Here is a 21,938-nt window from a genome sequence, read left to right as displayed (position 1 = left end):
TTTTGAATTTTACACTTACAATTAGTAAGTATGTAGTTTTTGACTTTATATTTCAATAAGAAAGACTTAAGTAAAAAGCAAAGAGAGAGAAGAATGTGGTAGAATAAAGGCATTGAATTTTTTAATTAAGAGAAAAACTATATTAATACTGTAAAAGACTAGGAATTCATGTTATTTTCTTTGGTCGATGATTAAAGCAATAAATGCTAATAAATACCCGAGACACTCGGCTAAAAAAGCATCTTGCTGTGCTTTATGTAGGAATTGATTTTTCAGAGATTATTATAGATGAAACAGGAAAGTGAGTGAAATATATGGCGAACAAACAACTGATTATTGCTGAGAAGCCTAGTGTTGCTAAAGATTTAAGTAAAGTGCTGGGTGCAAACCAAAAAAATAAAAGCTATTATGAAGGGCCTACGGTAATTGTAACTTGGGCACTGGGTCATCTTTTAGGATTAAAAATGCCGGAGGATATTAATAAAGAATGGCAGTCTTGGCAAATGGAGACGTTGCCAATGGTGCCAAAGAATTTAGGCATCAAGCCTCTGCCTAAAACTGGACATCAGTTAAAGGCAATTAAGCAATTAGCAAGCCGCAAAGATGTCACAGAAGCAGTGATTGCTACAGACGCTGGACGGGAAGGCGAGCTGGTTGCCCGTTGGATTCTTGAATATATCCGCTTTGAAAAACCAGTGAAGCGCTTATGGATTTCTTCACAGACAGATAAGGCAATCAAGGATGGGTTCAGAAAGCTGCGCCCAGCTAAAGAGTACGATAACCTTTACTACTCTGCGCTGGCACGGGCCAAGGCTGATTGGCTGGTTGGTCTGAATGTGACACGGGCTCTCACTGTAAAATATCAGGACAGTCTTTCAGCCGGTCGTGTGCAAACACCCACATTGGCATTGGTAAGAGATCAAGAGAAAAAAATTGAAGGCTTTCGTCCGCAAAATTATTTTAGTGTAGATTTAAATTATCATAAAGAAAAAGGACGCTTGGTTCAAAAAAATCAATTTGCGTTTAAAGAACGCAGCGAGGTAGAAGCTTTTGTGAAAGAGCTAAGTAAGAATAATGGAAAGGTTTCAGATATACAGGATAAGATGAAAACAGAAGCTGCTCCATTACCTTACGATTTGACTGAAATTCAGCGGGATGCCAACCAGCGCTATCAGTTCTCGGCAAAGAAAACATTGTCGCTGGTACAAAGTCTGTATGAATACCACAAAATCGTATCTTATCCTCGGACAGACAGTAAGTATTTGACAACAGATATGAAAGACACAATGAAGGAACGTTTACAGGCTATCAGCTCCAGCTTTCCAGAAGCGAAGGAATACCTGAAAAATAATGGTCAGGTTGTCTTGAACAAAGTATTTAATAATGAGAAGGTTAGCGATCACCATGCCTTGATTCCTACTGAACAGCGTCCTCGCTTTGAAAAATTGAGCAATGACGAACAAAAAATTTATTTAATGATTGTTGAACGTTTTCTAGGAATCTTTGCCCAGCCTCATAAAGTAAATCAGCGAAAAATTACCGTTTCTTTCGGCAAGGAAAATTTTGTTTTTAGACAGAATAAAGTAGAGGTTGCTGGTTGGAAAAAAGAAAAAGAAGCCGCTGCTGCCCCAACAGCGGATTGGAAAACTGGAATGAGTATTCAGCCGAATTTTTCAATTAATAAGGAAATGACGACTCCCCCTAAACCACTTAATGAAGGAACACTGCTGGGAGCAATGGAAAAACATAGCCTTGGCACTCCTGCAACTAGAGCTGAGATTATTGAAAAGCTGATTAAATCAGAATTGATGGAAAGAACAACACAAGGTTTGCTGGTTTCTCCTAAAGGGAAGCAGCTGCTTCAGTTGGTGAATCCATCTCTGGTGACACCTGAGCTAACTGAGAAATGGGAAAAAACATTGGAGCAAATTGCTCATGGTAAGAAAAACAGCAAGGAATTTTTGAAAGAGATTGAACAGGATACCAGCCGTTTGGTAAGTGAAATCAAGAAAAGCGAAAGCCGCTACCAGGATTTTTCCCTGACACAAAAAAAGTGTCCGGACTGTGGTGAAAACTTGCGTGAAAAAAATACTCGTGATGGAAAAATTTATGTTTGTTCAAATCAGGAGTGCAGCTACAGAAGAAGAAAGGATCCCAAGGTATCCAATCACCGTTGTCCTCAATGCCACAAGAAAATGGTGATTATTGATGGTAAGAACGGCTCTTATTTCAAATGCAATACTTGCTCCATAAGTGAAAAGATTCCAGATAAAAAGCAGCGCAATAAAAAAATTACTAAACATGAAGAACGCCAACTGATGAAAAAGTATTCTCAAAAAGAAGAACCAGGAGAAAGCGCCTTGGCACAAGCTTTAAAAGCAGCGCTGGGAGAAGATAAATAAAAAAATAGTTTCGTTATCGTTGGATTGAAAAAAGAGTGATGACTGATTGAGGTCATCACTCTTTTTTCTAATTTAACCCTGAGTTACTTTTGTATAAGGATTTGGCAGGTGATACGCGTCCTTTTCAGCAGAAGCAAAATTTCGTTGTAGATTAATGATTTTTACAGCATCTGTAGAACTGTAGGTATCAATTTCTATTTCTATTTCTTTTAGATTCTCATTTAATTCCTGAATTTGTGCTAATACGTTACTTTTATGGGTAGAAAGTAATTCTTTGCGGGCAGCAATTGTATCAGGTCCTTTAAGAACACAATCAATAAAGGCTCGGATATCTTTGATTGGCATGCCCGTATTTTTTAGACAGCAAATGGGTTGCATTAAGTACAAATCAGACTCAGTAAGAGCACGGTGTCCAGACGAATTTTTTGAAACAAATGGCAGCAGCCCTTGTTTGTCATAAAAATGAATTGTAGGAATCGACAAGCTAAATAGCTCTGAGACCTCTTTAATAGAATAAGTCATTGTTTCTCTCCTCAAAAAAGTTAATCAAAACTCTTGACCTAAACAGTACTTTAGGTTCTATGATGATAATTCATCAAATGAATGATAGATTCAATTTTATGATTAGCGGAGGGAAAAAAGATGCAGAATAATGTTTTAGTAACAGGTGGTACAGGATTTCTTGGAATCTAAATAATAGTTCAATTGCTGCAAAAAGGGTATAATGTGAGAACTACCGTGCGTTCAATCAATAGCAAGGAAAAAATTATTGAAATGCTTAAAGAAAACGGTACAACATCAGTTGAACAGCTTCAGTTTTTTGAGGCTGATTTATCCAAGGATGACAATTGGGAGACGGCTATAACAGACTGCGACTATGTTCTGAGTGTTGCTTCACCAGTTTTCTTTACTAGACCAAAAAATGAAGAAGAAGCAATCCGTCCAGCGGTTGAGGGGATTAGTAGAGTATTAAGGGCAGCTCGGAATTCAGGGGTAAAGCGTGTTGTAATGACATCCAATTTTGGATCCGTAGGATTTAGTAATGAAGATGCATCAATTCCAACAACTGAAAAAGATTGGACTAAGGTAGACGAAAAAGGATTATCTATTTACGAAAAATCTAAGCTTCTAGCTGAGCAGTCTGCTTGGGATTTCATCAAAAATGAAGGAGGCTCATTGGAATTTGCAGCAATTAATCCAGTAGCTATATTTGGTCCATCTTTAAGTGCTCATATTTCAGGAAGCTTTGAAATTTTACAAGGTTTATTAAATGGATCAAGCAAAAGAATACCAAATATACCTTTAAATATTGTAGATGTCCGAGATGTTGCTGATTTGCATATTCGGGCAATGACCAGTGAAAAGGCGAATGGATAGCGATTTATTGCTTCTGCTAAAGGTCAAATATCAATAACTGAAATAGCATCAATAATCAAGAAAAAGCGACCCGAAGCTGCCGGAAAAGTCCCCTCAAAAATATTACCTAATGGAATTATCCGTATTTCTTCGTTGTTCAGCAGACAAGCTAAAGAAGGGGCACTCCTTTTGGGAATGAGCCGTAATGTCAGTAACGACAAAGCAAAAAGGGGTTTAGACTGGCAGCCGATTGCAGATAATGAAGGTATTATTTTAGCCTCCATTGATAGTATGATCAAGCATCATCTTATATAAAACGGCTTAACTGGAAAATAGAGTTGAGCTTAACTTGGAAAGGCGGGGATTGTTACGGAAAATAGCATAACTCAATTAGAAGGTCAATGGTTGATTAAAGGGTCAACTTTTCCTATGTGGCTTTCTGGAAAACGTCAGGTGCCAAGTATCAGCTATAAAATACTCAATCGCCATCCACTTAAACTATTGGATATAGTTACATATCAAACGAATACTGGGAAAATAAGAAAAATCACTGGTATAGATACGTTTAGAGAAGAGTTATTCGTTTGGCGAGGCAAAGGAGTTTTAAAAATTCTGACTAGTAAATGGCGAGTGATTGGCTTGACGGACAATATTCTGGTGATTAGATTTGATGCCTCTCTTGTAACCCCAGCAGGAATCGATGTTTTGGTACGGAAAGGTACAGAAATAGGCAGCCTTGGAGCTGTGCTTACTAACAACACTGATAAGTTTGGGCTTACGATTGATGAAATCAGCAGATTGAAATGGATTTAATCATATTAATAAGCACAGTAAAAGAATAGTTTTTGAAAAACTAGTTATATGACAATTTGTGTTGTAGGACAAAAAACTGAATAAACTTGTTGAGCTTAAAACAAATGCAGGAACTCCCTGCCGTTGTGTACCAACCTCCAAAAGTTAGACCTGAAAATCTAACTTTTAGAGGTTGGTACACCGTTGTTTTAAGTTCTTTTATTTGAAGAAAGGAAACAAAGCGAATAATCTGGGTAGCTAAGCCAATAGTTCATTATGCTTTGCCTCGAGTAATCCCAGAGACAGGCTTTACAAAGTCTATTCGTAGCTGGACAGCTAGCTTCAATTGTCGTTTAAGTAAGGGTGATATTTGATATTAACAGGTGTGAGTATTCAAGTCCGTGGAATCCTTCAATAACAATTTTCAATAACGTTGCAATCTTCCATAGTGTTTCTATTCTTGAGTCGTTCCATACCAAAGAGCATTCAGCGTTTTTACCTGTAGTTGATCCAGTATATGATTCATTTGTTGGATACACGGAAACGCTCCGTAATAATTTGTGCACGAGAAAATACCTTTTGAATTAACTAGTCATAGCTGACATTCATGTTCATGCTAAAATTATACTCTTTAGCAAAAACTCATGATTATGGGAGGAATTTAACAGTTATTTGACAGTTTTTGCTTACATATTCTGGTTATAATTCTTACATAGGATATCCTAAATAAACAAACATTCGAATGGTAGAAAAGGAGTAAGAATATGGTAAAAGCAAGTAGTGTAGCAACTTATGTAAACAGCCTTGTCGGTCAGCGTATCGATATGGACAATGCTTATGGCTCACAGTGTATGGACTTGACGATTCATGTCATGAAAAAATACTTTGACTGGTGGCCCAGCGGCAATGCGATTCATTTAACAACACAGGCTATCCCAGCCGGCTTTCAGCGAATTCGGGTAACCAATGCTGCGAGTATCAAAAAGGGGGATGTCCTTATTTGGGGACTGGGCATATATGCTCAATATGGACATACAGCAATTGCTGTAGAGGATGGGCAAGGAGATGGAACTTTTGTTTCTGTAGATCAGAACTGGCATAACTCAAGTTTAGAATTTGGAAGCCCGGCAGCTAGAGTTCTTCATAATATGGATGGTGTCTGGGGTGTTATTCGTCCTAATTATGAAACGGAGTCTGCACCATCGCCTTCAGAGTCACTTTTCGATACCCCGTGCTTCTTTGAAGTAGAGGGGGATTCCACGACTTACTATTTTGATGGTAAAGGGATTACAGGGATTGCTCATCCAGATGAAAAGGGTATTTTGAATACAATCTATAAAGCCAATTACGGCAAAGATATGCCGACAGTTCATCGAGCAGTGGGCTGGTTCTCAAGATTGCGCAGTGTATCGACGCGTCCGCTTGTAAAATAAGTGGAAAAACAGTATATACTTTATATTTGGAAAGAAAAGTGGGAGTTTTATGAAAGTTTGTATTGCTCATTTTAGAATATAATTAACTTATAGAGATGACAGCGCTGATATTTCTATAAAACAAACAACTATTTATTAAAATTATTAAGGAGGAAAATAATTATGAAATGTTTTTTTGAAGTAGAAGGAGATTCAACAATTTATTATTTTGACGGTAAAGGAATTACGGGGATTGCCCATCCAGATGAAAAAGGTATTTTGAATACAATCTACAAAGCAAATTACGGGAAAGATATGCCAACGGTTCGCCGAGCAGTGGGCTGGTTCTCAAGACTACGTAGTGTATCCACACGTCCGCTTGTAAAATAATACTACTGAGGAGGTGGAAGAATGGCAAATGAAAATATGAAGATTTCTCAAGATGGAAGAAATCTAATTAAAAAATGGGAAGGTCTTCGTTTGACTGCCTATCAGGATTCTGTAGGTAAGTGGACAATCGGGTATGGACATACGAAAGGTGTTTATCCAGGAATGACTATTTCAGAAAGTCAGGCGAATGCTTTTCTAGATGAAGATATCAAATCACATGCATCTGGTATTTTCAACTACGTAGAGGTTCAATTAACACAGGGACAGTTTGATGCTTTAGTGAGCTTTCACTTTAACTTAGGTGAGGCGATTCTTGTGGGTTCTCAGCTGTTGGTTTATCTAAACAGCAGGCAATGGCAGGCTGCAGCAAACGAAATGAAAAAATATGTTTATGCAGATGGTGAATTTCTACAAGGTTTGCTTAATCGTAGAAACGATGAAGTAGCATTGTTCTTAAAAACAGGCGGAGTTGTAGAGGACGCCCTGTTTGACACACCTTGTTTCTTCGAGGTGGAAGGTGATTCAACAACTTATTACTTTGACGGTAAAGGGATTACAGGAATTGCTCACCCAGATGAAAAGGGTATTTTGAATACAATCTATAAAGCCAATTACGGGAAAGATATGCCAACGGTTCGCCGAGCTGTAGGCTGGTTTTCAAGATTGAGATCAGTGTCTACTCGTCCCACTGTTAAATAACTAATCTGAAAATATAGTTAGTAGAAAAAGCCTTATCGGGGATCAACCGATAAGGCTTTTTTTAAATTGGAGTAAGCTGCTGATTTATAGAGAGAAAAAATCTGGTTTTTTATCGTAAAGCAATGATTTATTTTTCCTAATAATTAGAATACTCTGAAAAATTCGTTTTTTTTCATTTTTCCATTTCGAAAGTCTTGGTACTTTTGCAATAAAGGAGTATACTCAAAAGGACATCATAATAATTATTATTTTATAGTGCTTTTTCTTATATGAAGAAAAAGCAGAGAACAAGGAGGGTGTTTTATGGATATTGTTACGTTGGCAAGATTCCAGTTTGGAATGACAACGGTATTTCACTTTTTCTTCGTACCGTTTTCCATCGGTGTTGCCTTGGTTGTAGCAATCATGGAATCGATGTACGTTTGGAAAAAGGATGAGCGCTATCGGAAGATGGCAAAATTTTGGGGGAATATTTTCCTTCTAAGCTTCGCAGTAGGGGTTGTGACCGGAATTATTCAGGAGTTTCAGTTTGGGATGAACTGGTCTGATTATTCTCGCTTTGTTGGGGATATTTTCGGAGCACCGTTGGCTGTGGAAGCACTGCTGGCTTTTTTTATGGAGTCAACTTTTTTAGGTTTGTGGATTTTTACTTGGGATCGCGTCAAACCAAAGGTTCACTTGCTGTTCATGTGGCTGGTGACAGGAGCTTCAATGCTCTCCGCGTTTTGGATTCTGGCTGCTAACAGCTTTATGCAGCATCCGGTAGGCTACACGCTGCGTAATGGTCGGGCAGAAATGACTGATTTCGGAGCTTTGCTGACGAATCATCAAGTCTGGTACGAATTTGCTCACGTAATCGCCGGAGCGATTACCATGGGTGGAATGATTGTTGCCGGACTAGCGGCTTTTCAAATTTTGAAAAAGCGGGATACAGAGTTTCATAAACGTTCCATGCGTTTAGGCTTAGTGGTTACTTTAGTCGGCTCAATCCTTGTTTTAGGTGCTGGTGATGCTCAGATGAAAGCATTGATTGACGATCAACCGATGAAATTTGCGGCGATGGAAGGAGCTTATGAAGATTCTGGCGATCCAGCTGCCTGGACCTTGATTGGCTGGGCGGATGAAGCGAAGCATAAGCAGGTTTTTGGTATTCAAATTCCTTATATGCTGAGTATTTTATCTTATAATAAACCTTCCGGTGCTGTAGACGGGATGGACACAGTTAACAAAGAACTGATTGAAAAGTATGGCGAAGATAATTATTATCCGCCAGTCAACACTTTATTCTGGAGCTTCCGTGTAATGGCTGGTTTTGGCATGCTGATGCTGCTGGTTGCGGTGCTAGGGTTATTCTTTACGCGTAAGAAGAAACCTTCTCTTTATGAAAAACGCTGGATGCTTTGGATTATGGGGTTATGTACGTTTGCACCATTTTTAGCTAATACAGCTGGCTGGCTGATCACAGAGCTGGGACGCTATCCTTGGACAGTTTACGGGTTATTCAGAATTGAAGACAGCGTATCTCCTAATGTATCAGTGACTTCGCTTTTAATTTCGAATATTATCTATTTTATTCTATTTGCAGGTCTGGCAACAGTTATGATTTATCTGATTACAAGAGAATTGAAAAAGGGACCTGATTATGAAGAAAAAATGCTGGCACAGCAAACAGCCTCTTCAGATCCTTTTGACAGGGAGGTTTTCAGTAAATGAGTAATCTGCAGTTATTATGGTATGTATTAATTGGTGTCTTATTTTCAGGCTTTTTCTTTTTAGAAGGCTTTGATTTTGGTGTAGGTATGGCAGTTCAGACTTTGACGCATGACGATCATGAAAAAGATCAGGTTGTTGAAAGTATTGGACCGGTTTGGGATGGCAATGAGGTCTGGCTGTTGACAGCGGGAGGCGCAATGTTTGCTTCCTTTCCTTATTGGTACGCTTCATTGTTTAGCGGCTACTATCTAATTTTGTTTATTATTTTAGTGGGATTGATTATCCGTGGTGTTTCCTTTGAATTTCGTCATCGTATGCCTGAAGGACCTAAAAGAAATATTTGGAACTGGACCCTGACAATCTGCAGCTTTTTAGTCCCATTTTTCTTTGGTGTTTTATTTATCAGTATGATTCAAGGGATGCCAATCGATGAAGCAGGGAATATGTCAGCGGGCTTTACAGACTATATTAATCTGTTTTCACTAGTCGGCGGAGTGGCTCTTACCCTGTTGTGCTACCTGCACGGGCTAAACTATATCGCATTAAAAACAGACGGCCCAGTCAGAGAACGGGCGAAAAATTACGCCGAATTTCTATATTGGATTCTTTATGTGGGACTAGTTGTTTTTGCTGTCCTATTGTATTTCAAAACCGATTTCTTTGAACTGCACTTTATGACAACCCTCCTTTTATTGGTTGGAATTGTCGGCTTGACTGTGATTGCCAATATTAGTGTGTTTAAGAAAAAAGAAATGCTGGCATTTGTTGCAAGTGGTCTAACCTTGGTTTTATTGGTAGCGTTGCTGTTTAGCGGGTTATTCCCACGAGTAATGATCAGCTCTTTAGGCTCTGCTAACGATTTACTAATCGAGTCGGCTTCCAGCAGTCCCTATACACTAAAAATTATGAGCTGGATTTCTCTAACGATTTTACCATTTGTACTGGGGTACACGGCTTGGACATATTACGTTTTTAGAAAAAGAATTACCCATCCTCTCCATGCGACGGGGTATGGTGAATGATCGATAAGGCAATCATGAAGATGCCTGAAACCAAACGAATGATGTTATTGCTTGCAGGATTTTCTTTCCTGCAGGCAGTCTTTATTATTGGGCAGGCGTATTATTTAGCAAAAGCGATTACTGGCTTATGGAGCGGCGGTTTATTGGAAGAGCAGTGGCAGTTTCTGCTGGGGTTCTTTTTATTTTACGCTGGTCGTCACATTATTACCTTTTTCAGGGATCAGCAGCTGGATAATTTTAGTTACAAGGCATCAAGAGAATTACGTGAGCAGCTGCTGACTAAAATTTTCCGATTAGGTCCAGTTGTTGTTCAAAAAGAAGGCACAGGAAATATTGTTACCATGGCTTTAGAAGGTATTCATCAGACTGAAAATTATTTTCAGCTGATTTTGATGAAAATGATTAATATGATGGTGATTCCCTGGATTATCTTAGCGTTTCTTTTTACGCTGGATATTCGTTCTGCGGTTATCCTGTTAATAGTATTTCCGATAATTATTGTATTTATGATTATTTTGGGTTATGCAGCACAAAGTAAAGCGGATAAGCAGTATAAGGCTTTTCAACTGCTCTCTAATCATTTTATTGATTCGCTCAGAGGTTTGGACACATTAAAATTGTTTGGACTAAGTAAAAAGTATGCTGACAGTATTTACTCTACTAGTGAGCGTTTCAGAGAAGCAACTATGAGTACTTTGAAAATAGCGATTCTATCAACTTTTGCGCTTGATTTTTTTACAACCTTATCAGTAGCAGTCGTTGCCGTTTTTCTAGGTCTAGCGTTGCTAAATGGGCAGATTATTCTATTCCCGGCACTAACAACACTAATTTTGGCACCGGAATTCTTTCTGCCAATTCGTGATTTTGCTGGTGATTATCATGCAACACTGGATGGAAAAAATGCGTTTCAGGCTATCCACAGCGTGTTGGAGCTGCCGGAGGCTTCTCAGACAGAGCAGCTGGCATTACCGGAGTGGTCAGCAACTGATAAGCTTTTTGTTCAAAATCTTAGCTTTACTTATCCAGAACAGGAACGGTCGACTCTGAAAGAGCTTTCTTTTTCTGTTGAAGGACTGCAAAAGGTGGGAATCATCGGCGCCAGCGGCTCTGGGAAATCTACGTTGATTAATCTACTGACGGGGTTTCTTACACCGGAATCAGAAACAAGCTTCTTGCTTAACAATCAACCCCTTCCTCATATGGCACAGCAGGGCTGGCAGAAACAGATTTTATATATTCCACAAAATCCCTACGTGTTTCAGGATACACTGGCAAATAACATTCGATTCTATACGCCGGAGGCTACTGATGAGCAGGTTGCAAAAGTGATTCAGCTGGTTGGCTTGGATGAACTGACAGCTGAGCTGCCGAATGGCATTGAGACTGTTATCGGTGAAAGCGGCCGAATGCTTAGTGGCGGTCAGGCTCAGCGAGTTGCACTGGCACGGGCGTTTTTGGATGCACAGCGGCGAATTTTGATTTTTGATGAGCCGACAGCTCATTTGGATATTGAGACAGAAGTCGAGCTAAAAGAGAAAATGCTTCCGTTAATGGAAAATCATCTTGTGTTTTTTGCTACTCATCGGCTCCACTGGATGAAGGAAATGGATTTCATTTTAGTGATGAATGAAGGTCGTCTGGTTGAGTGGGGGACCCTTCCGGAACTGCTGGAAAAAAATGGTTATTATGTATCGTTGATACAAGAGATGAGGGGGGAAAGTGATGAATAAACTCCCGATAAATACAGCAGATTATCGAAACGATAAATGGGTAAAGCCTTTTTTGAAAAAGTATAAAGGATTATTAGCTGCTGCATTATTTTTAGGTTTTCTGACATTTTTTAGTGCTGGTGCATTAATGTTTAATTCCGGCTATTTAATCAGTAAAGCTGCCTCACTGCCTGAGAATATTTTAATGATATATATCCCAATTGTATTAACTCGGGCATTCGGCATCAGCAGACCGGTTTTTCGGTATATTGAACGACTGGTTAGCCACAACTGGGTATTAAAAATGACTTCAGATTTACGTTTGAAGCTCTATTTAACTTTAGAAAAGAGAGCAATGTTTTTAAAGTCTGATTTTCAGACAGGGGATCTTTTGGGTTTACTTTCTGAGGATATTAATCATCTGCAGAATTTGTATCTGAGAACTATTTTCCCCACTGTGATTGCCTGGATTCTTTACACATTTATTATTATCGGTTTAGGATTATTTTCGTGGTGGTTTGCTTTAGCTATGCTGCTGCTTCTGGGAAGTATTGTTTTTCTGCTGCCGCTGCTTTCGTTAATAGTAAATGGTGCACGTCAGGAAAAACAGAAAGTTTCTAAGAATGAGTTATACAAGACATTAACTGATAATATTCTAGGTGTTTCCGATTGGATGTTTAGTCAAAGAGGTGCAGATTTTGTTGCATCCTATGAAGCACAGGAGAGGAAATTACGCGGACTAGATGAAAAGACAAAAAAGTTTGACCGAAGCAGAGATTTTACATTACAGTTGCTGTTTGGTTTGATTGCTTTAGCTGTCTTATCATGGACAGCATTCCGTTTTCCTGGAAATCATGGCGGAGCGGCTAACTGGATTGCAGCTTTCGTGTTAACTATTTTTCCACTGATTGATGCGTTTGCACCGCTACCTGCTGCTGCTCAGGAAGTGAATATTTATGGAGATTCTATTCGCCGTTTGAACGAGCTGCCGGATAATCATGAAGAAAGCAGAACACAGGAGCTAACGCCAGAGACCGTGGATATCAATATTAAAGAATTGACTTTTGCTTATTCAGAGCAGGAGAAAAATGTGCTTGATCAGCTGACGCTAACTATTCCAAGGGGCGAGAAGCTGGCTATTTTAGGACGTAGCGGTTCAGGAAAGAGTACATTTGCTTCGTTGATTCGGGGAGACCTTCTTCCTACAGCGGGGCAGGTATTGTTGGGAGATGTTCCAACAGCGTTGTTTGGCGACCAGATTACCCAATGGATAGGTGTTATTCAACAGAAGCCGTATTTGTTTCGTACTACGATTTTGAATAATATCAGACTAGGCAATGAGCATGCTTCTGAAGAGGAAATCTGGCAGGTTTTAGAGCAGGTGGGCTTGAAAAAAATGGTGACGCAGCTGCCTGAAGGACTACAGACAATGGTTGATGAGGCAGGCCTGCGTTTTTCCGGAGGGGAACGCCATCGACTGGCGTTAGCAAGAATTCTCCTGCAAAATACACCAATTGTGTTGCTTGATGAGCCAACAACGGGTCTTGATCCAATTACAGAGCAGCAGCTTTTAGCCACTTTTTTTGAAGTGCTGCAGGACAAAACAATCATTTGGATTACCCATCATCTCCAAAGTGTACAATCTATGGATCAGGTCATATTCATTGAAAACGGCAAATTGACAATGAAGGGAACACCAGAACAGCTAATGGCAGAGAATGCTCATTACCAGCAGCTTTATCGTGTGGATCAGGGCTTGTAGCAAGCTGCTAAATGGAAAGGGCACCAAAAAAACGGTCTGTAAATCGCATTTTTTGGCGATTGGCAGGATTACAAAAAGAGAGGGACTAGACATCGATTGTCTCGGTCCCTCTCCTTAATTGTAAAGCTGCAAATTGAAATGAGAACAGCAGCAATAAAATAGGCTGTTAATAAGAACGGCCTAATAAAAGTTCAGTTAGCATTTTCAATTGTTTCGTGCTGTCACACGGAGGTAGTTTTTCAATATCTGAAAGGGCTTTTTCCGTCATTCGACCGGCAAACTCTTTTGCCTTACTTACACCGTTGAGCTGATGGACAAGTGCTGCCACTTCATTTGCTTCTTCTACTGTAATCAGCTCCTGCTTATCAAGATAAGGCGCTAATAAACTGCTGTGTTCTTCCAAAGCAAAAATTAAAGGGAGTGTGTATACCCCTTGAGAGATATCTTCGATAGTAGGTTTTTTTAGAACAACTTCGGTAGCTGAGTAATCAAGAATATCATCATAGATTTGAAAAGCAATACCGATATGACGTCCGATTCTACTTGCTAGTTTTTCTACCTCCTTTGGCGCGTGACCAAAATGAGCACCTTCAATACAGCTGAGAGAAAAAAGCTCAGCCGTTTTTCCAGTTACGCTTCGCAAGTAGTCAGCAACAGTGATATGCTTATTGTAGCGTGTATACATTTGATCCAGCTCACCCAGAAGCAGGCGTTTCATCGAGTGGGCATTAATGCGAAGAAAATCCGAGCCTTTCATTGTATCTGCCAGTAAATCGAAAAATTCTGTAAATAGCAAATCACCAGTATAGACGGCTACATCCTTACCGTATTTCGACTGTATAGTCTGAGTTCCTCGGCGCAGCGGCGAGTCATCAATAATATCATCATGGACTAATGTAGCCATGTGTAGAATTTCCAAAGATGCAGCAATTTTTACTAGCTGCTGCTGATTCTGTTGTTCCTTATTGCCCATTTGGGCGAAAATAAAGAAAAAAGCCGGACGGAGCATTTTGCCGCCGGAGTGATTCAGCTCAAGCAGTGCTCGTTCGATTTCTTTATTGCGAATATTAATTTTGTTTTCAATCAGCAGACTTGTTTCAATCAACTGCTGCCGAACCAGTGGAAAGTGTGTCCAAAAATCCTTCATAACAAAGTAGTTCCTTTCAATAACTCCATACTATTGATTGTATATGATATTGAGAAATAAATACAGTAAATTATTCGATTCAATTATGAAGCATATTTTAGCTAAAAGAAAGGAGAGAGGAGTATAATTTGAATAGAGATATCTTTTTTGAATTAGTTGAATTAAAAGCAAAAACTGCTAGTGTCCTGCCATTTCTGCTAGGGTTGTGTTATAGCTGGTATCACTATCGCCAGACACATCTGTTGTATGTATGCATTTATTTTGTTGCAATGTTCATTTTTAATATGGCAGTTGATATTTTAGATAATTATAATGATTATCTTCATGCAAAGGAAGGACATGATTATAAAGAAAAGACGAATATTATCGGACGAGAGGGTCTTTCATTGAAACAGCTCCGCCATTGGATTATCTGGATGATTACTGGTTCAGCATTGATTGGCATTGCTCTTTCAGTAATAGTCGGCTGGCCATTGCTGGCGATGGGTGTCTACTGTTATTTAGTCGGTATCTTTTATTCCTCAGGGCCGAAACCACTGTCCAGCTTACCTTTAGGAGAAGTATTGTCAGGAATTACAATGGGATTCATGATTACGCTGATTTGTGTTTACATTAATACTTTTGAAGAATTTCAGTGGACACTGTCAACAATCGGCGAGGTTTTCATGATTTCTTTACCAAATACCTGTCTGATTGCCAATTTGATGCTGGCAAATAATATTTGTGATTTGGAAGAGGATGAAAAAAATCATCGCTTTACTTTGGTACATTACTTAGGAAAGGGTAATGCATTAAAACTATTTGTTCTGCTGCAGGTGATTGCTTTTGCAGCAATTGCTTATAGTGTCTGGTCAGGCCTGGCACCAATTACGCTGCTTTTAACATTCTTAATCATTCCTTTTGTCTGGAAGCAGACGCGACAGCTTCTTCAGGAGCAGATAAAAACGAAAACATTTATTTGTGCGGTAAGAATTCTTGCAGCAGGTGCTTTCGCTCAGGTTGTTTTTTTTGCCATTGGTTTATGGCTGTAATAAATGAAATGTGTGAGAGGAGAGAATTAACATGAGTAAACAGGTCATCATCTTAGGAGCAGGGTATGCAGGACTGAGAGCGCTTCATGAACTACAAAAGGGAGCGGCAGATTTAAAAATTACATTGGTGGACCGTAATGCTTACCATTATGAGGCGACAGACCTTCATGAGGTTGCGGCAGGAACACAAACAAAAGACAAAATCAGCTACCCAATCAGTGATGTGGTAAAAGCCTCATGTACGACCTTTATTCAGGGAACTGTGGACAAAATTGATCCAGACAATCAGACTGTATTATTAGAGGACGGACAGGTACTCACGTATGATTATCTGATTGTCGCCTTAGGGTTTGTGTCTGAGTCATTTGGTATTCCTGGAGTAGAAGAATATGCTTTACAGATGGTGGATGTTGCTACGGCAGAACAGATTCATCAGCACATCGAAGAGCAGATGAAGACTTACAAAGAAACCAAAGACCCTGAACTACTAAAAATTGTGGTCTGTGGTGCTGGATTTACTGGGATAGAACTGCTGGGCGCGTTTGTTGAAGGTCGAAAACATTTTGCGGAACTAGCTGGAGTTGAACCTGCGGCGATTGAGCTTTACTGTGTTGAAGCGGTCACCCGTTTATTACCGATGTTCAGTGAAAAACTGGCAGACTACGGCATCCAGCGATTAGAAAAATGGGGAGTAAAATTTTTAACTGGAAAACCAATCAAGGAAATTAAGCCCGATACAGTGGTTTATCAAGAGGATAAAGAAACAGGAGCTGTTACAGAGCTGAAAGCCAAAACCATTATTTGGACAACGGGCGTCAGCGGCAGCCGCGTAGTCGGAGCTTCCGGCTTTGAAGCAAAACGCGGCCGGGTGATGGTTAATCCAGATTTAACTGCACCAGCACATGAAAATGTTTATATCGTTGGCGACTGCTCCGCAGTCATGGATATGGCCAGCAACCGTCCTTATCCGACCACTGCTCAGATTTCATTGAAGATGGGGGAGCAGGCTGGCAGAAATATCAAGGCTCAATTGAAAGGTAAGGCGACAGAACCCTTCACCTTCCATTCATTAGGCTCAGTATGCTCTATTGGAAATACCCATGCGTTTGGTGAAGTTGGAAAAACCGAAGTAAAAGGCTATCCCGCTTCCTTTATCAAAAAAGCAATTATGGACCGTTCCTTATTAGAAACAGGCGGTGTAAAAGAAGTAATGGCGAAAGGCCGTTTTGATTTTTATCATTAAAGAGAACTGTGGCATCGACGATACCACGATGCCTCAATCTCTGTAATAACTTATGAATAGATTGTTGAATCGTATAAGAGGACGGCTTGAGTATATACTTAAGCCGTCTTCTTTGTGAATTTTTAGAGCTTTGGTATTATATTTTGTTTAGATTAAGAGGTGGTATGTTTATTGGAGATACTGATGAGCTAAGCGGATTAACATTACACTTTGTTTAGATTAATAGTTTGATTGTCACTGACCCTTCCGTTGTTTTATCAACATTAACATTACACGCTGTTTAGATTAAGAGTTTTTAAATGGCTGTATAGTGTCACTGTTGACGAGGATTAACATTACAGTCTGTTTAGATTAAGAGGAAATTAGAAACGCTTCTATTGCTCCTTTTAAGAAAATTAACATTACAGTCTGTTTAGATTAAGAGATCACAGTGAAAGGTCAACATATTCCAGAGTAGAAAAATTAACATTACAGTCTGTTTAGATTAAGAGAATAGTGCAAACAGGGAACTATATACGAATAACGGAATTAACATTACAGTCTGTTTAGATTAAGAGCCGCTACATTCTAACCCTTGGTATAACTGGTCTGAAGCAGCCGTTTCTGTCGACCTCGGTATTTTTCTTCTTTCACTACAAATTTTAAGGCAATGATAACATAATGTCAATGATCTAAGGTGTTAATCTCAGCTTTCTTTAAGCATATAAACCTTGAGAACAGTGGTTTTCTAAGAAGTTATAAAAAGGGGGTGACTAGAATTAAATAAGTCTGTCGATGTCCCTGCTTATTTACAGTATCCAAGGTCGACAGTAAATAACTGGTGATACAAACTATATTTTTTGGTAATTTAAGGAAAACTGGTAAAGTTTTCCTTTTTAAATGGGAAAATCGAATGGGGGTACTTTTGTTCGTCTCTTTTTTTAGGTATAATGGTCTTTGTCGGAAAGAGGGAGGATTAATGGCACAGAAAAAGAAAACCAAGAAACAACAAAAGCAGCAGGAACAGCTGCGCTACATTTTTATTGGTATTTTTTTCGTATTCTTTGGTTTGTTGGGATTATTAAAATTAGGATTTTTAGGTATATTGATTGCGAATGGATTACGTTTCGCAGTTGGAAATACATTTTCTGCAGCAGCAATTCTGTTGATGCTTTACGGTTTTTCACTAGTCCTCTTTGGAGATAATTTTCCAATTAAGTCGGCTCGTCAGATTATAGGCGGTAGTCTAATTTATGTTGGTTTCTTATTATTCATTCACGCATACTGGTTCCGTAATATCAACAGTGCTTCTCCAAATATTATCAATACTACCTGGGATTTTCTAAAAATGGATCTCAGCAGAAATAGTATCAGTGAAAATGTCGGTGGTGGAATGCTGGGCGCGCTCTTGTATTCAGCCACACACTTTTTAGTTGCTCAGCTGGGCAGTTATATTATTGCAGTGATAATCATAGCTTTGGGGATTTTCCTGATTAGCAAGCTTGAGATTCAGCAAGTTTTAAACGGGATTCAGAGGCTTCGTAAGCTGCTTGGCAACATGTTTGCAAAAAGCGACGAGCGAATGGCGGCAAGAGCCCAGAAGCGTTCTGAAATGAAGCAGCTTAAGGAAGAAGAAAAACAAGAGAAAGCCCGAGAAATGGCAGAACAATGGCTTGAAAAGAATCAGGTTAGACCCCATACTGCAGGGGAACAGCTAGCGAAAGAAGAAATGGCGCTGTATACAGAGGCTGCTGAACAAGAGCCGGAACAGTTAACATTAGTTCCTATTGACAGCTTTCAAAATCAGGAGCAGCTGTCTCCTGATGATTACTACGGACCTGAACCGGAAACTGATTTTTCAGAAACGGAAGATCCGGCAGATTTGGAGTTTGAAATTTCTGCTGAAACAGAAGACAGAGATTATCAGCTGCCTGTGTCTTCATTGCTGGATTCCATTCCAGCGGCAGATCAAAGTGACGAATACCAAAAAATTGAAAAGAATATTTCAGTTCTCGAGCAAACCTTTCAGAGTTTTGGTGTCGATGCCAAGGTTGTCAAAGCTAGTCTGGGACCTGCAGTAACAAAGTTTGAGGTTCAACCGGCTGTCGGCGTTAAGGTTAGTAAGATTGTCGGCTTAACAGATGACATCGCGTTAGCACTAGCCGCCAAGGATGTGCGGATGGAAGCTCCAATTCCTGGGAAATCTCTGATAGGAATTGAAGTACCCAATAATACAGTCAGTACGGTATCCTTCCGTGATGTTATTGAAGCTCAGCCCAGCCATCCAGATAAGCTGCTTGAGGTGCCGTTGGGAAGAGATATTTCAGGTATGGTACAATCTGCTGATTTGACTAAGATGCCTCACTTACTGATTGCTGGGTCAACAGGGAGTGGGAAATCAGTCGCTATCAATGGGATTATTACCAGTATTTTAATGCGGGCAAAGCCTCATGAAGTTAAAATGATGATGATTGACCCTAAAATGGTTGAATTGAATGTTTACAATGGGATTCCTCATCTGCTAACCCCTGTTGTAACGAACCCGCGCAAGGCAGCTCAAGCACTGCAGAAGGTTGTTCAGGAGATGGAGCTTAGATATGAGAAATTTGCTGGAGCCGGGGTTCGAAATATTTCCGGCTACAATGACTTAGTGAGACAGAGAAATATTGAAGCTGGTGAAAACCATCCGATTTTACCGTTTATTGTCGTGATTGTTGATGAGTTGGCCGATTTAATGATGGTTGCCAGCAATGAAGTTGAGGATGCGATTATTCGCCTGGCTCAAATGGCGCGGGCAGCAGGTATCCATATGATTCTAGCTACACAGCGACCTAGTGTAGATGTTATTACTGGGATTATCAAGGCCAATGTCCCTTCACGAATTGCTTTTGCTGTATCAAGCGGAACGGATTCCCGCACAATTATTGATAGTAATGGTGCAGAAAAACTGCTTGGACGAGGAGACATGCTTTATCTGCCGATGGGAGAAAACAAACCAATCCGTGTTCAGGGAGCATTTATTTCTGACCAGGAAGTGGAACGAGTGGTCAGCTTTGTGACAGAACAGCAGGAAGCAGACTATCAGGAAAATATGATGCCGACTGAAGAAGTAGCTGCGGCACCGGGTGAGATGCCACAGGATGAACTATATGAAGATGCCAAGGCTTTAGTAATTGAAATGCAGACGGCGAGTATTTCACTGCTGCAAAGGCGTTTTAGAATTGGTTATAATCGAGCAGCGCGTTTGATTGACGAACTGGAAAGTAATCGGGTTATTGGTCCATCAGAAGGTAGTAAGCCGCGCAAGGTTTTTGTTGAAGCGGAGCCGGAAGAAGAGCCGCCATTCCCGGAAGAAGAACAGTAAAAATAATAATAGTGGAAGCAAAAGATTAAGCTTGGAAGAATAAGCTGAAAGAATGCTAGAATAGTTTTTATTCGTTTCAACTCATGTCTGTTTAATGTTGAAAAGGCTACTCTAGCGTTTTCATTAATTGGATTTTTTAGAACTGGAGCAGGGTCGGATTGACTCATGTTTCAGTTCTTTTTTATTAAAAGAGAATATTTTTCAACAATTAACCTTCTTATTAAATTCTCACAATCTAGCTTTTGCTAGAAAAAGAAAAAAGAGTCTCTATATACCGTTTTTCTTAAGATTTATTAGACAAAAAGCATAAGTTAGCTGTTATGTTTCTTCTTTTTATTAAAATCAAATTGCATTCTGCTTCATTTATTGTATGATAGAGATAAGAGCATAAAAACACGTTTTGGTTGGTAGTCCAAAAGCAGTAATTGTCAGTAACCTTCCCTCCTGGGTCGTCCATTGTTCTTTTTCCAAACTAAGGGAGGAAGCAGCGTGGAACTAACAATTTATTTTAATGGTCAGTATTGGAGCGGGTTGGTAGAGTATGTGGATAGTGAACAGCATTTGAGAGTCTATCAGCATATATTTGGTTCGGAGCCTAAGGATGAAGAGGTGTACCAATTTGTAATTACACAGTTGCCTGTACTTTTGGAGCAAGAATGGCATAGTCAGATAAAAAAAGAACAGATAGAAAAAAAGCCTATAAATCCAAAACGTATTCAGCGCATGATTGAGAAACAGAAGAGGCAGCCGATTTTATCCACAAAATCTCAAGCAGCAATAGTAGAGCAGCAGGAAAGCTTGAAGCTTTTGAGAAAACAGAAAAAGCGGAAACGGACAATTGAGAAGAAGCAGCAGATTTTTGAAAAGAAACAAGAAAAGCGTTTAGAAAAGCGAAAGGGACATTAGAGCATGTCTAATTTTTCTGTGGTGTGCTAGCTATTTAAAGGTAAAGTTTTTCTGGAAATCGTTGTTTAATGATGTGTCTGTTAGTAGTAGTTGTACTGTTTTATTTAAGCGTAGAGAGTTTCTATAGATACAAGAGCAATAGTGAGAAGGAATAGAAAATTTATTTTAGCAGCAGCTGAAACCAGTTATTGATTGACCAAGTCAAGGGGGAGTATGATGAGAAGGAAAAGCGTTTTATATCTAGATGTGGCGGAACAATTAAAAGCAGATATTATAAGTGGAAAGTATCCAGTTGGTTCACTACTTCCTACAGAATCTGAACTCGAAGAAATATTTGAGGTAAGTAAAATAACAATACGCCGTGCAATTGAAATGCTTGCAGATGAAGATTTGGTAGCGAAAAAGAGCGGAAAGGGTACAACCGTTTTAAGTAATCGTCCCTATAACAAGCTGTCAAAAGCAGGAACGTTCACTGAGTTTTTAAATGAATCTGGTTTGAATGTTGTGAAGAAAAACCTAACATTGGATGTTATCAACCTAACAGAGGAGGCTGCCGCCTATAAATATATAGGGAAAAAAGCGGTTAAATTTTCCAGAGTCTATACATTGGATGAACAGCCGTATATTTATTTTGAGTACTTTCTGCCAATAGAACTTGCGGATGTCTCAATTGAAAGCTTTGAAAAGGAATCTCTGTATCGTATTTTGGATCAGCACAAAATAGAAATTTTTCGATTTGAGGATAGTTTTCAGATTATTCAGCTAACTGATTGGCAGCAGGAGATTTTGGATACAACAGAAACAGTTGGGTTGAAACGGATTCGACGTTCTTTTGGCAGACACGATCAAGTTGTCGAATACTCTGAAGCAATCTATAATACTGAAATGCATCCATATGTTATTGAATATGAAGCATAGTTAAAAACTGGAATCAGCAGGCAGGCTCTTTAGCATAAGGAGCCTGCTTTTTGCTGTCAAAAAACTATTTTTACGGCTTTACAAGTGAATATG

General features: G+C 39.4%; 17 protein-coding genes and 1 CRISPR repeat array. Of the genes, 15 read left to right on the top strand and 2 right to left on the bottom strand.

Annotated elements, in window-relative coordinates; all coding sequences use genetic code 11:
* The first annotated feature begins 314 nt into the window (after positions 1 to 314).
* Positions 315 to 2,402 (top strand): DNA topoisomerase III, encoded by a 2,088-nt coding sequence (locus tag AC1Z3K_RS01785; RefSeq protein WP_426082139.1) that lies wholly within the window; start codon positions 315 to 317, stop codon positions 2,400 to 2,402.
* Positions 2,403 to 2,474: 72 nt separating this feature from the next.
* On the opposite strand, the gene AC1Z3K_RS01780 is transcribed toward AC1Z3K_RS01785, so the two are convergent.
* A complete protein-coding gene (locus tag AC1Z3K_RS01780; RefSeq protein ID WP_461731637.1) occupies positions 2,475 to 2,924 on the bottom strand; it encodes a MerR family transcriptional regulator in 450 nt (149 codons plus the stop codon).
* A 183-nt stretch (positions 2,925 to 3,107) separates the two neighbouring features.
* On the opposite strand from AC1Z3K_RS01780, the gene AC1Z3K_RS01775 reads away from it, so the two are divergent.
* From AC1Z3K_RS01775 to cydC, 9 genes are all read left to right on the top strand, one after another.
* Entirely contained in the window at positions 3,108 to 3,779 is a 672-nt protein-coding gene (locus tag AC1Z3K_RS01775; RefSeq protein WP_461731636.1) for an NAD-dependent epimerase/dehydratase family protein, read from the top strand.
* Positions 3,780 to 4,163: 384 nt separating this feature from the next.
* Entirely contained in the window at positions 4,164 to 4,571 is a 408-nt protein-coding gene (locus tag AC1Z3K_RS01770) for a hypothetical protein (protein ID WP_426082135.1), read from the top strand.
* 743 nt (positions 4,572 to 5,314) lie between these two features.
* Entirely contained in the window at positions 5,315 to 5,983 is a 669-nt protein-coding gene (locus AC1Z3K_RS01765) for a CHAP domain-containing protein (RefSeq protein WP_426082133.1), read from the top strand.
* 162 nt (positions 5,984 to 6,145) lie between these two features.
* Positions 6,146 to 6,352, top strand: a complete 207-nt coding sequence (locus AC1Z3K_RS01760) for a hypothetical protein (RefSeq protein WP_426082132.1) — start codon at positions 6,146 to 6,148, stop codon at positions 6,350 to 6,352.
* Positions 6,353 to 6,373: 21 nt separating this feature from the next.
* Complete coding sequence (locus tag AC1Z3K_RS01755) at positions 6,374 to 7,051, top strand: lysozyme (RefSeq protein ID WP_426082130.1); 678 nt, start codon at positions 6,374 to 6,376, stop codon at positions 7,049 to 7,051.
* Positions 7,052 to 7,354: 303 nt separating this feature from the next.
* Positions 7,355 to 8,764: a cytochrome ubiquinol oxidase subunit I gene (locus AC1Z3K_RS01750; protein WP_426082129.1), complete on the top strand. Its 1,410-nt coding sequence runs from the start codon at positions 7,355 to 7,357 to the stop codon at positions 8,762 to 8,764.
* Entirely contained in the window at positions 8,761 to 9,786 is a 1,026-nt protein-coding gene (gene cydB, locus AC1Z3K_RS01745; protein WP_461731635.1) for a cytochrome d ubiquinol oxidase subunit II, read from the top strand. Before AC1Z3K_RS01750 ends, cydB begins: the two co-directional genes overlap by 4 nt.
* Positions 9,783 to 11,516, top strand: a complete 1,734-nt coding sequence (gene cydD / locus AC1Z3K_RS01740) for a thiol reductant ABC exporter subunit CydD (protein ID WP_461731634.1) — start codon at positions 9,783 to 9,785, stop codon at positions 11,514 to 11,516. Before cydB ends, cydD begins: the two co-directional genes overlap by 4 nt.
* Complete coding sequence (cydC, locus tag AC1Z3K_RS01735) at positions 11,509 to 13,257, top strand: thiol reductant ABC exporter subunit CydC (protein ID WP_426082126.1); 1,749 nt, start codon at positions 11,509 to 11,511, stop codon at positions 13,255 to 13,257. Before cydD ends, cydC begins: the two co-directional genes overlap by 8 nt.
* A gap of 166 nt (positions 13,258 to 13,423) precedes the next feature.
* Here the strand turns inward: cydC and AC1Z3K_RS01730 are convergent, their stop codons facing one another.
* Complete coding sequence (locus AC1Z3K_RS01730) at positions 13,424 to 14,404, bottom strand: polyprenyl synthetase family protein (RefSeq protein ID WP_461731633.1); 981 nt, start codon at positions 14,402 to 14,404, stop codon at positions 13,424 to 13,426.
* 128 nt (positions 14,405 to 14,532) lie between these two features.
* On the opposite strand from AC1Z3K_RS01730, the gene AC1Z3K_RS01725 reads away from it, so the two are divergent.
* The 5 genes from AC1Z3K_RS01725 (at position 14,533) to AC1Z3K_RS01705 (ending at position 21,845) form a co-directional block, all read left to right on the top strand.
* Positions 14,533 to 15,435 (top strand): prenyltransferase, encoded by a 903-nt coding sequence (locus AC1Z3K_RS01725; protein ID WP_426082124.1) that lies wholly within the window; start codon positions 14,533 to 14,535, stop codon positions 15,433 to 15,435.
* A 31-nt stretch (positions 15,436 to 15,466) separates the two neighbouring features.
* The gene (locus AC1Z3K_RS01720; protein ID WP_461731632.1) at positions 15,467 to 16,678 is read left to right on the top strand and encodes an NAD(P)/FAD-dependent oxidoreductase; all 1,212 of its coding nucleotides are present in this window, start codon (positions 15,467 to 15,469) and stop codon (positions 16,676 to 16,678) included.
* 196 nt (positions 16,679 to 16,874) lie between these two features.
* Positions 16,875 to 17,235: a CRISPR direct-repeat array (repeat unit 30 nt; unit sequence ATTAACATTACAGTCTGTTTAGATTAAGAG).
* 401 nt (positions 17,236 to 17,636) lie between these two features.
* Positions 17,637 to 20,021 (top strand): DNA translocase FtsK, encoded by a 2,385-nt coding sequence (locus AC1Z3K_RS01715; RefSeq protein ID WP_461731631.1) that lies wholly within the window; start codon positions 17,637 to 17,639, stop codon positions 20,019 to 20,021.
* Positions 20,022 to 20,510: 489 nt separating this feature from the next.
* Positions 20,511 to 20,927: a YjdF family protein gene (locus tag AC1Z3K_RS01710; RefSeq protein WP_461731630.1), complete on the top strand. Its 417-nt coding sequence runs from the start codon at positions 20,511 to 20,513 to the stop codon at positions 20,925 to 20,927.
* A 216-nt stretch (positions 20,928 to 21,143) separates the two neighbouring features.
* On the top strand, positions 21,144 to 21,845 hold the full coding sequence (locus tag AC1Z3K_RS01705; RefSeq protein ID WP_426082115.1) for a GntR family transcriptional regulator: 702 nt from the start codon (positions 21,144 to 21,146) through the stop codon (positions 21,843 to 21,845).
* Positions 21,846 to 21,938: the final 93 nt, after the last annotated feature.

The organism is Enterococcus sp. LJL128, assembly GCF_056924295.1.
This window is presented reverse-complemented; position numbering and strand designations above follow the sequence as displayed.

What these genes read in the sequence shown, in the direction of transcription:
- AC1Z3K_RS01785 (WP_426082139.1), top strand. Translation starts at nt 315, where the DNA reads ATGGCGAACAAACAACTGATTATTGCTGAGAAGCCTAGTGTTGCTAAA.
- AC1Z3K_RS01780 (WP_461731637.1), bottom strand. Translation starts at nt 2,924, where the DNA reads ATGACTTATTCTATTAAAGAGGTCTCAGAGCTATTTAGCTTGTCGATT.
- AC1Z3K_RS01765 (WP_426082133.1), top strand. Translation starts at nt 5,315, where the DNA reads ATGGTAAAAGCAAGTAGTGTAGCAACTTATGTAAACAGCCTTGTCGGT.
- AC1Z3K_RS01760 (WP_426082132.1), top strand. Translation starts at nt 6,146, where the DNA reads ATGAAATGTTTTTTTGAAGTAGAAGGAGATTCAACAATTTATTATTTT.
- AC1Z3K_RS01755 (WP_426082130.1), top strand. Translation starts at nt 6,374, where the DNA reads ATGGCAAATGAAAATATGAAGATTTCTCAAGATGGAAGAAATCTAATT.
- AC1Z3K_RS01750 (WP_426082129.1), top strand. Translation starts at nt 7,355, where the DNA reads ATGGATATTGTTACGTTGGCAAGATTCCAGTTTGGAATGACAACGGTA.
- cydB (WP_461731635.1), top strand. Translation starts at nt 8,761, where the DNA reads ATGAGTAATCTGCAGTTATTATGGTATGTATTAATTGGTGTCTTATTT.
- cydD (WP_461731634.1), top strand. Translation starts at nt 9,783, where the DNA reads ATGATCGATAAGGCAATCATGAAGATGCCTGAAACCAAACGAATGATG.
- cydC (WP_426082126.1), top strand. Translation starts at nt 11,509, where the DNA reads ATGAATAAACTCCCGATAAATACAGCAGATTATCGAAACGATAAATGG.
- AC1Z3K_RS01730 (WP_461731633.1), bottom strand. Translation starts at nt 14,404, where the DNA reads ATGAAGGATTTTTGGACACACTTTCCACTGGTTCGGCAGCAGTTGATT.
- AC1Z3K_RS01720 (WP_461731632.1), top strand. Translation starts at nt 15,467, where the DNA reads ATGAGTAAACAGGTCATCATCTTAGGAGCAGGGTATGCAGGACTGAGA.
- AC1Z3K_RS01715 (WP_461731631.1), top strand. Translation starts at nt 17,637, where the DNA reads ATGGCACAGAAAAAGAAAACCAAGAAACAACAAAAGCAGCAGGAACAG.
- AC1Z3K_RS01705 (WP_426082115.1), top strand. Translation starts at nt 21,144, where the DNA reads ATGAGAAGGAAAAGCGTTTTATATCTAGATGTGGCGGAACAATTAAAA.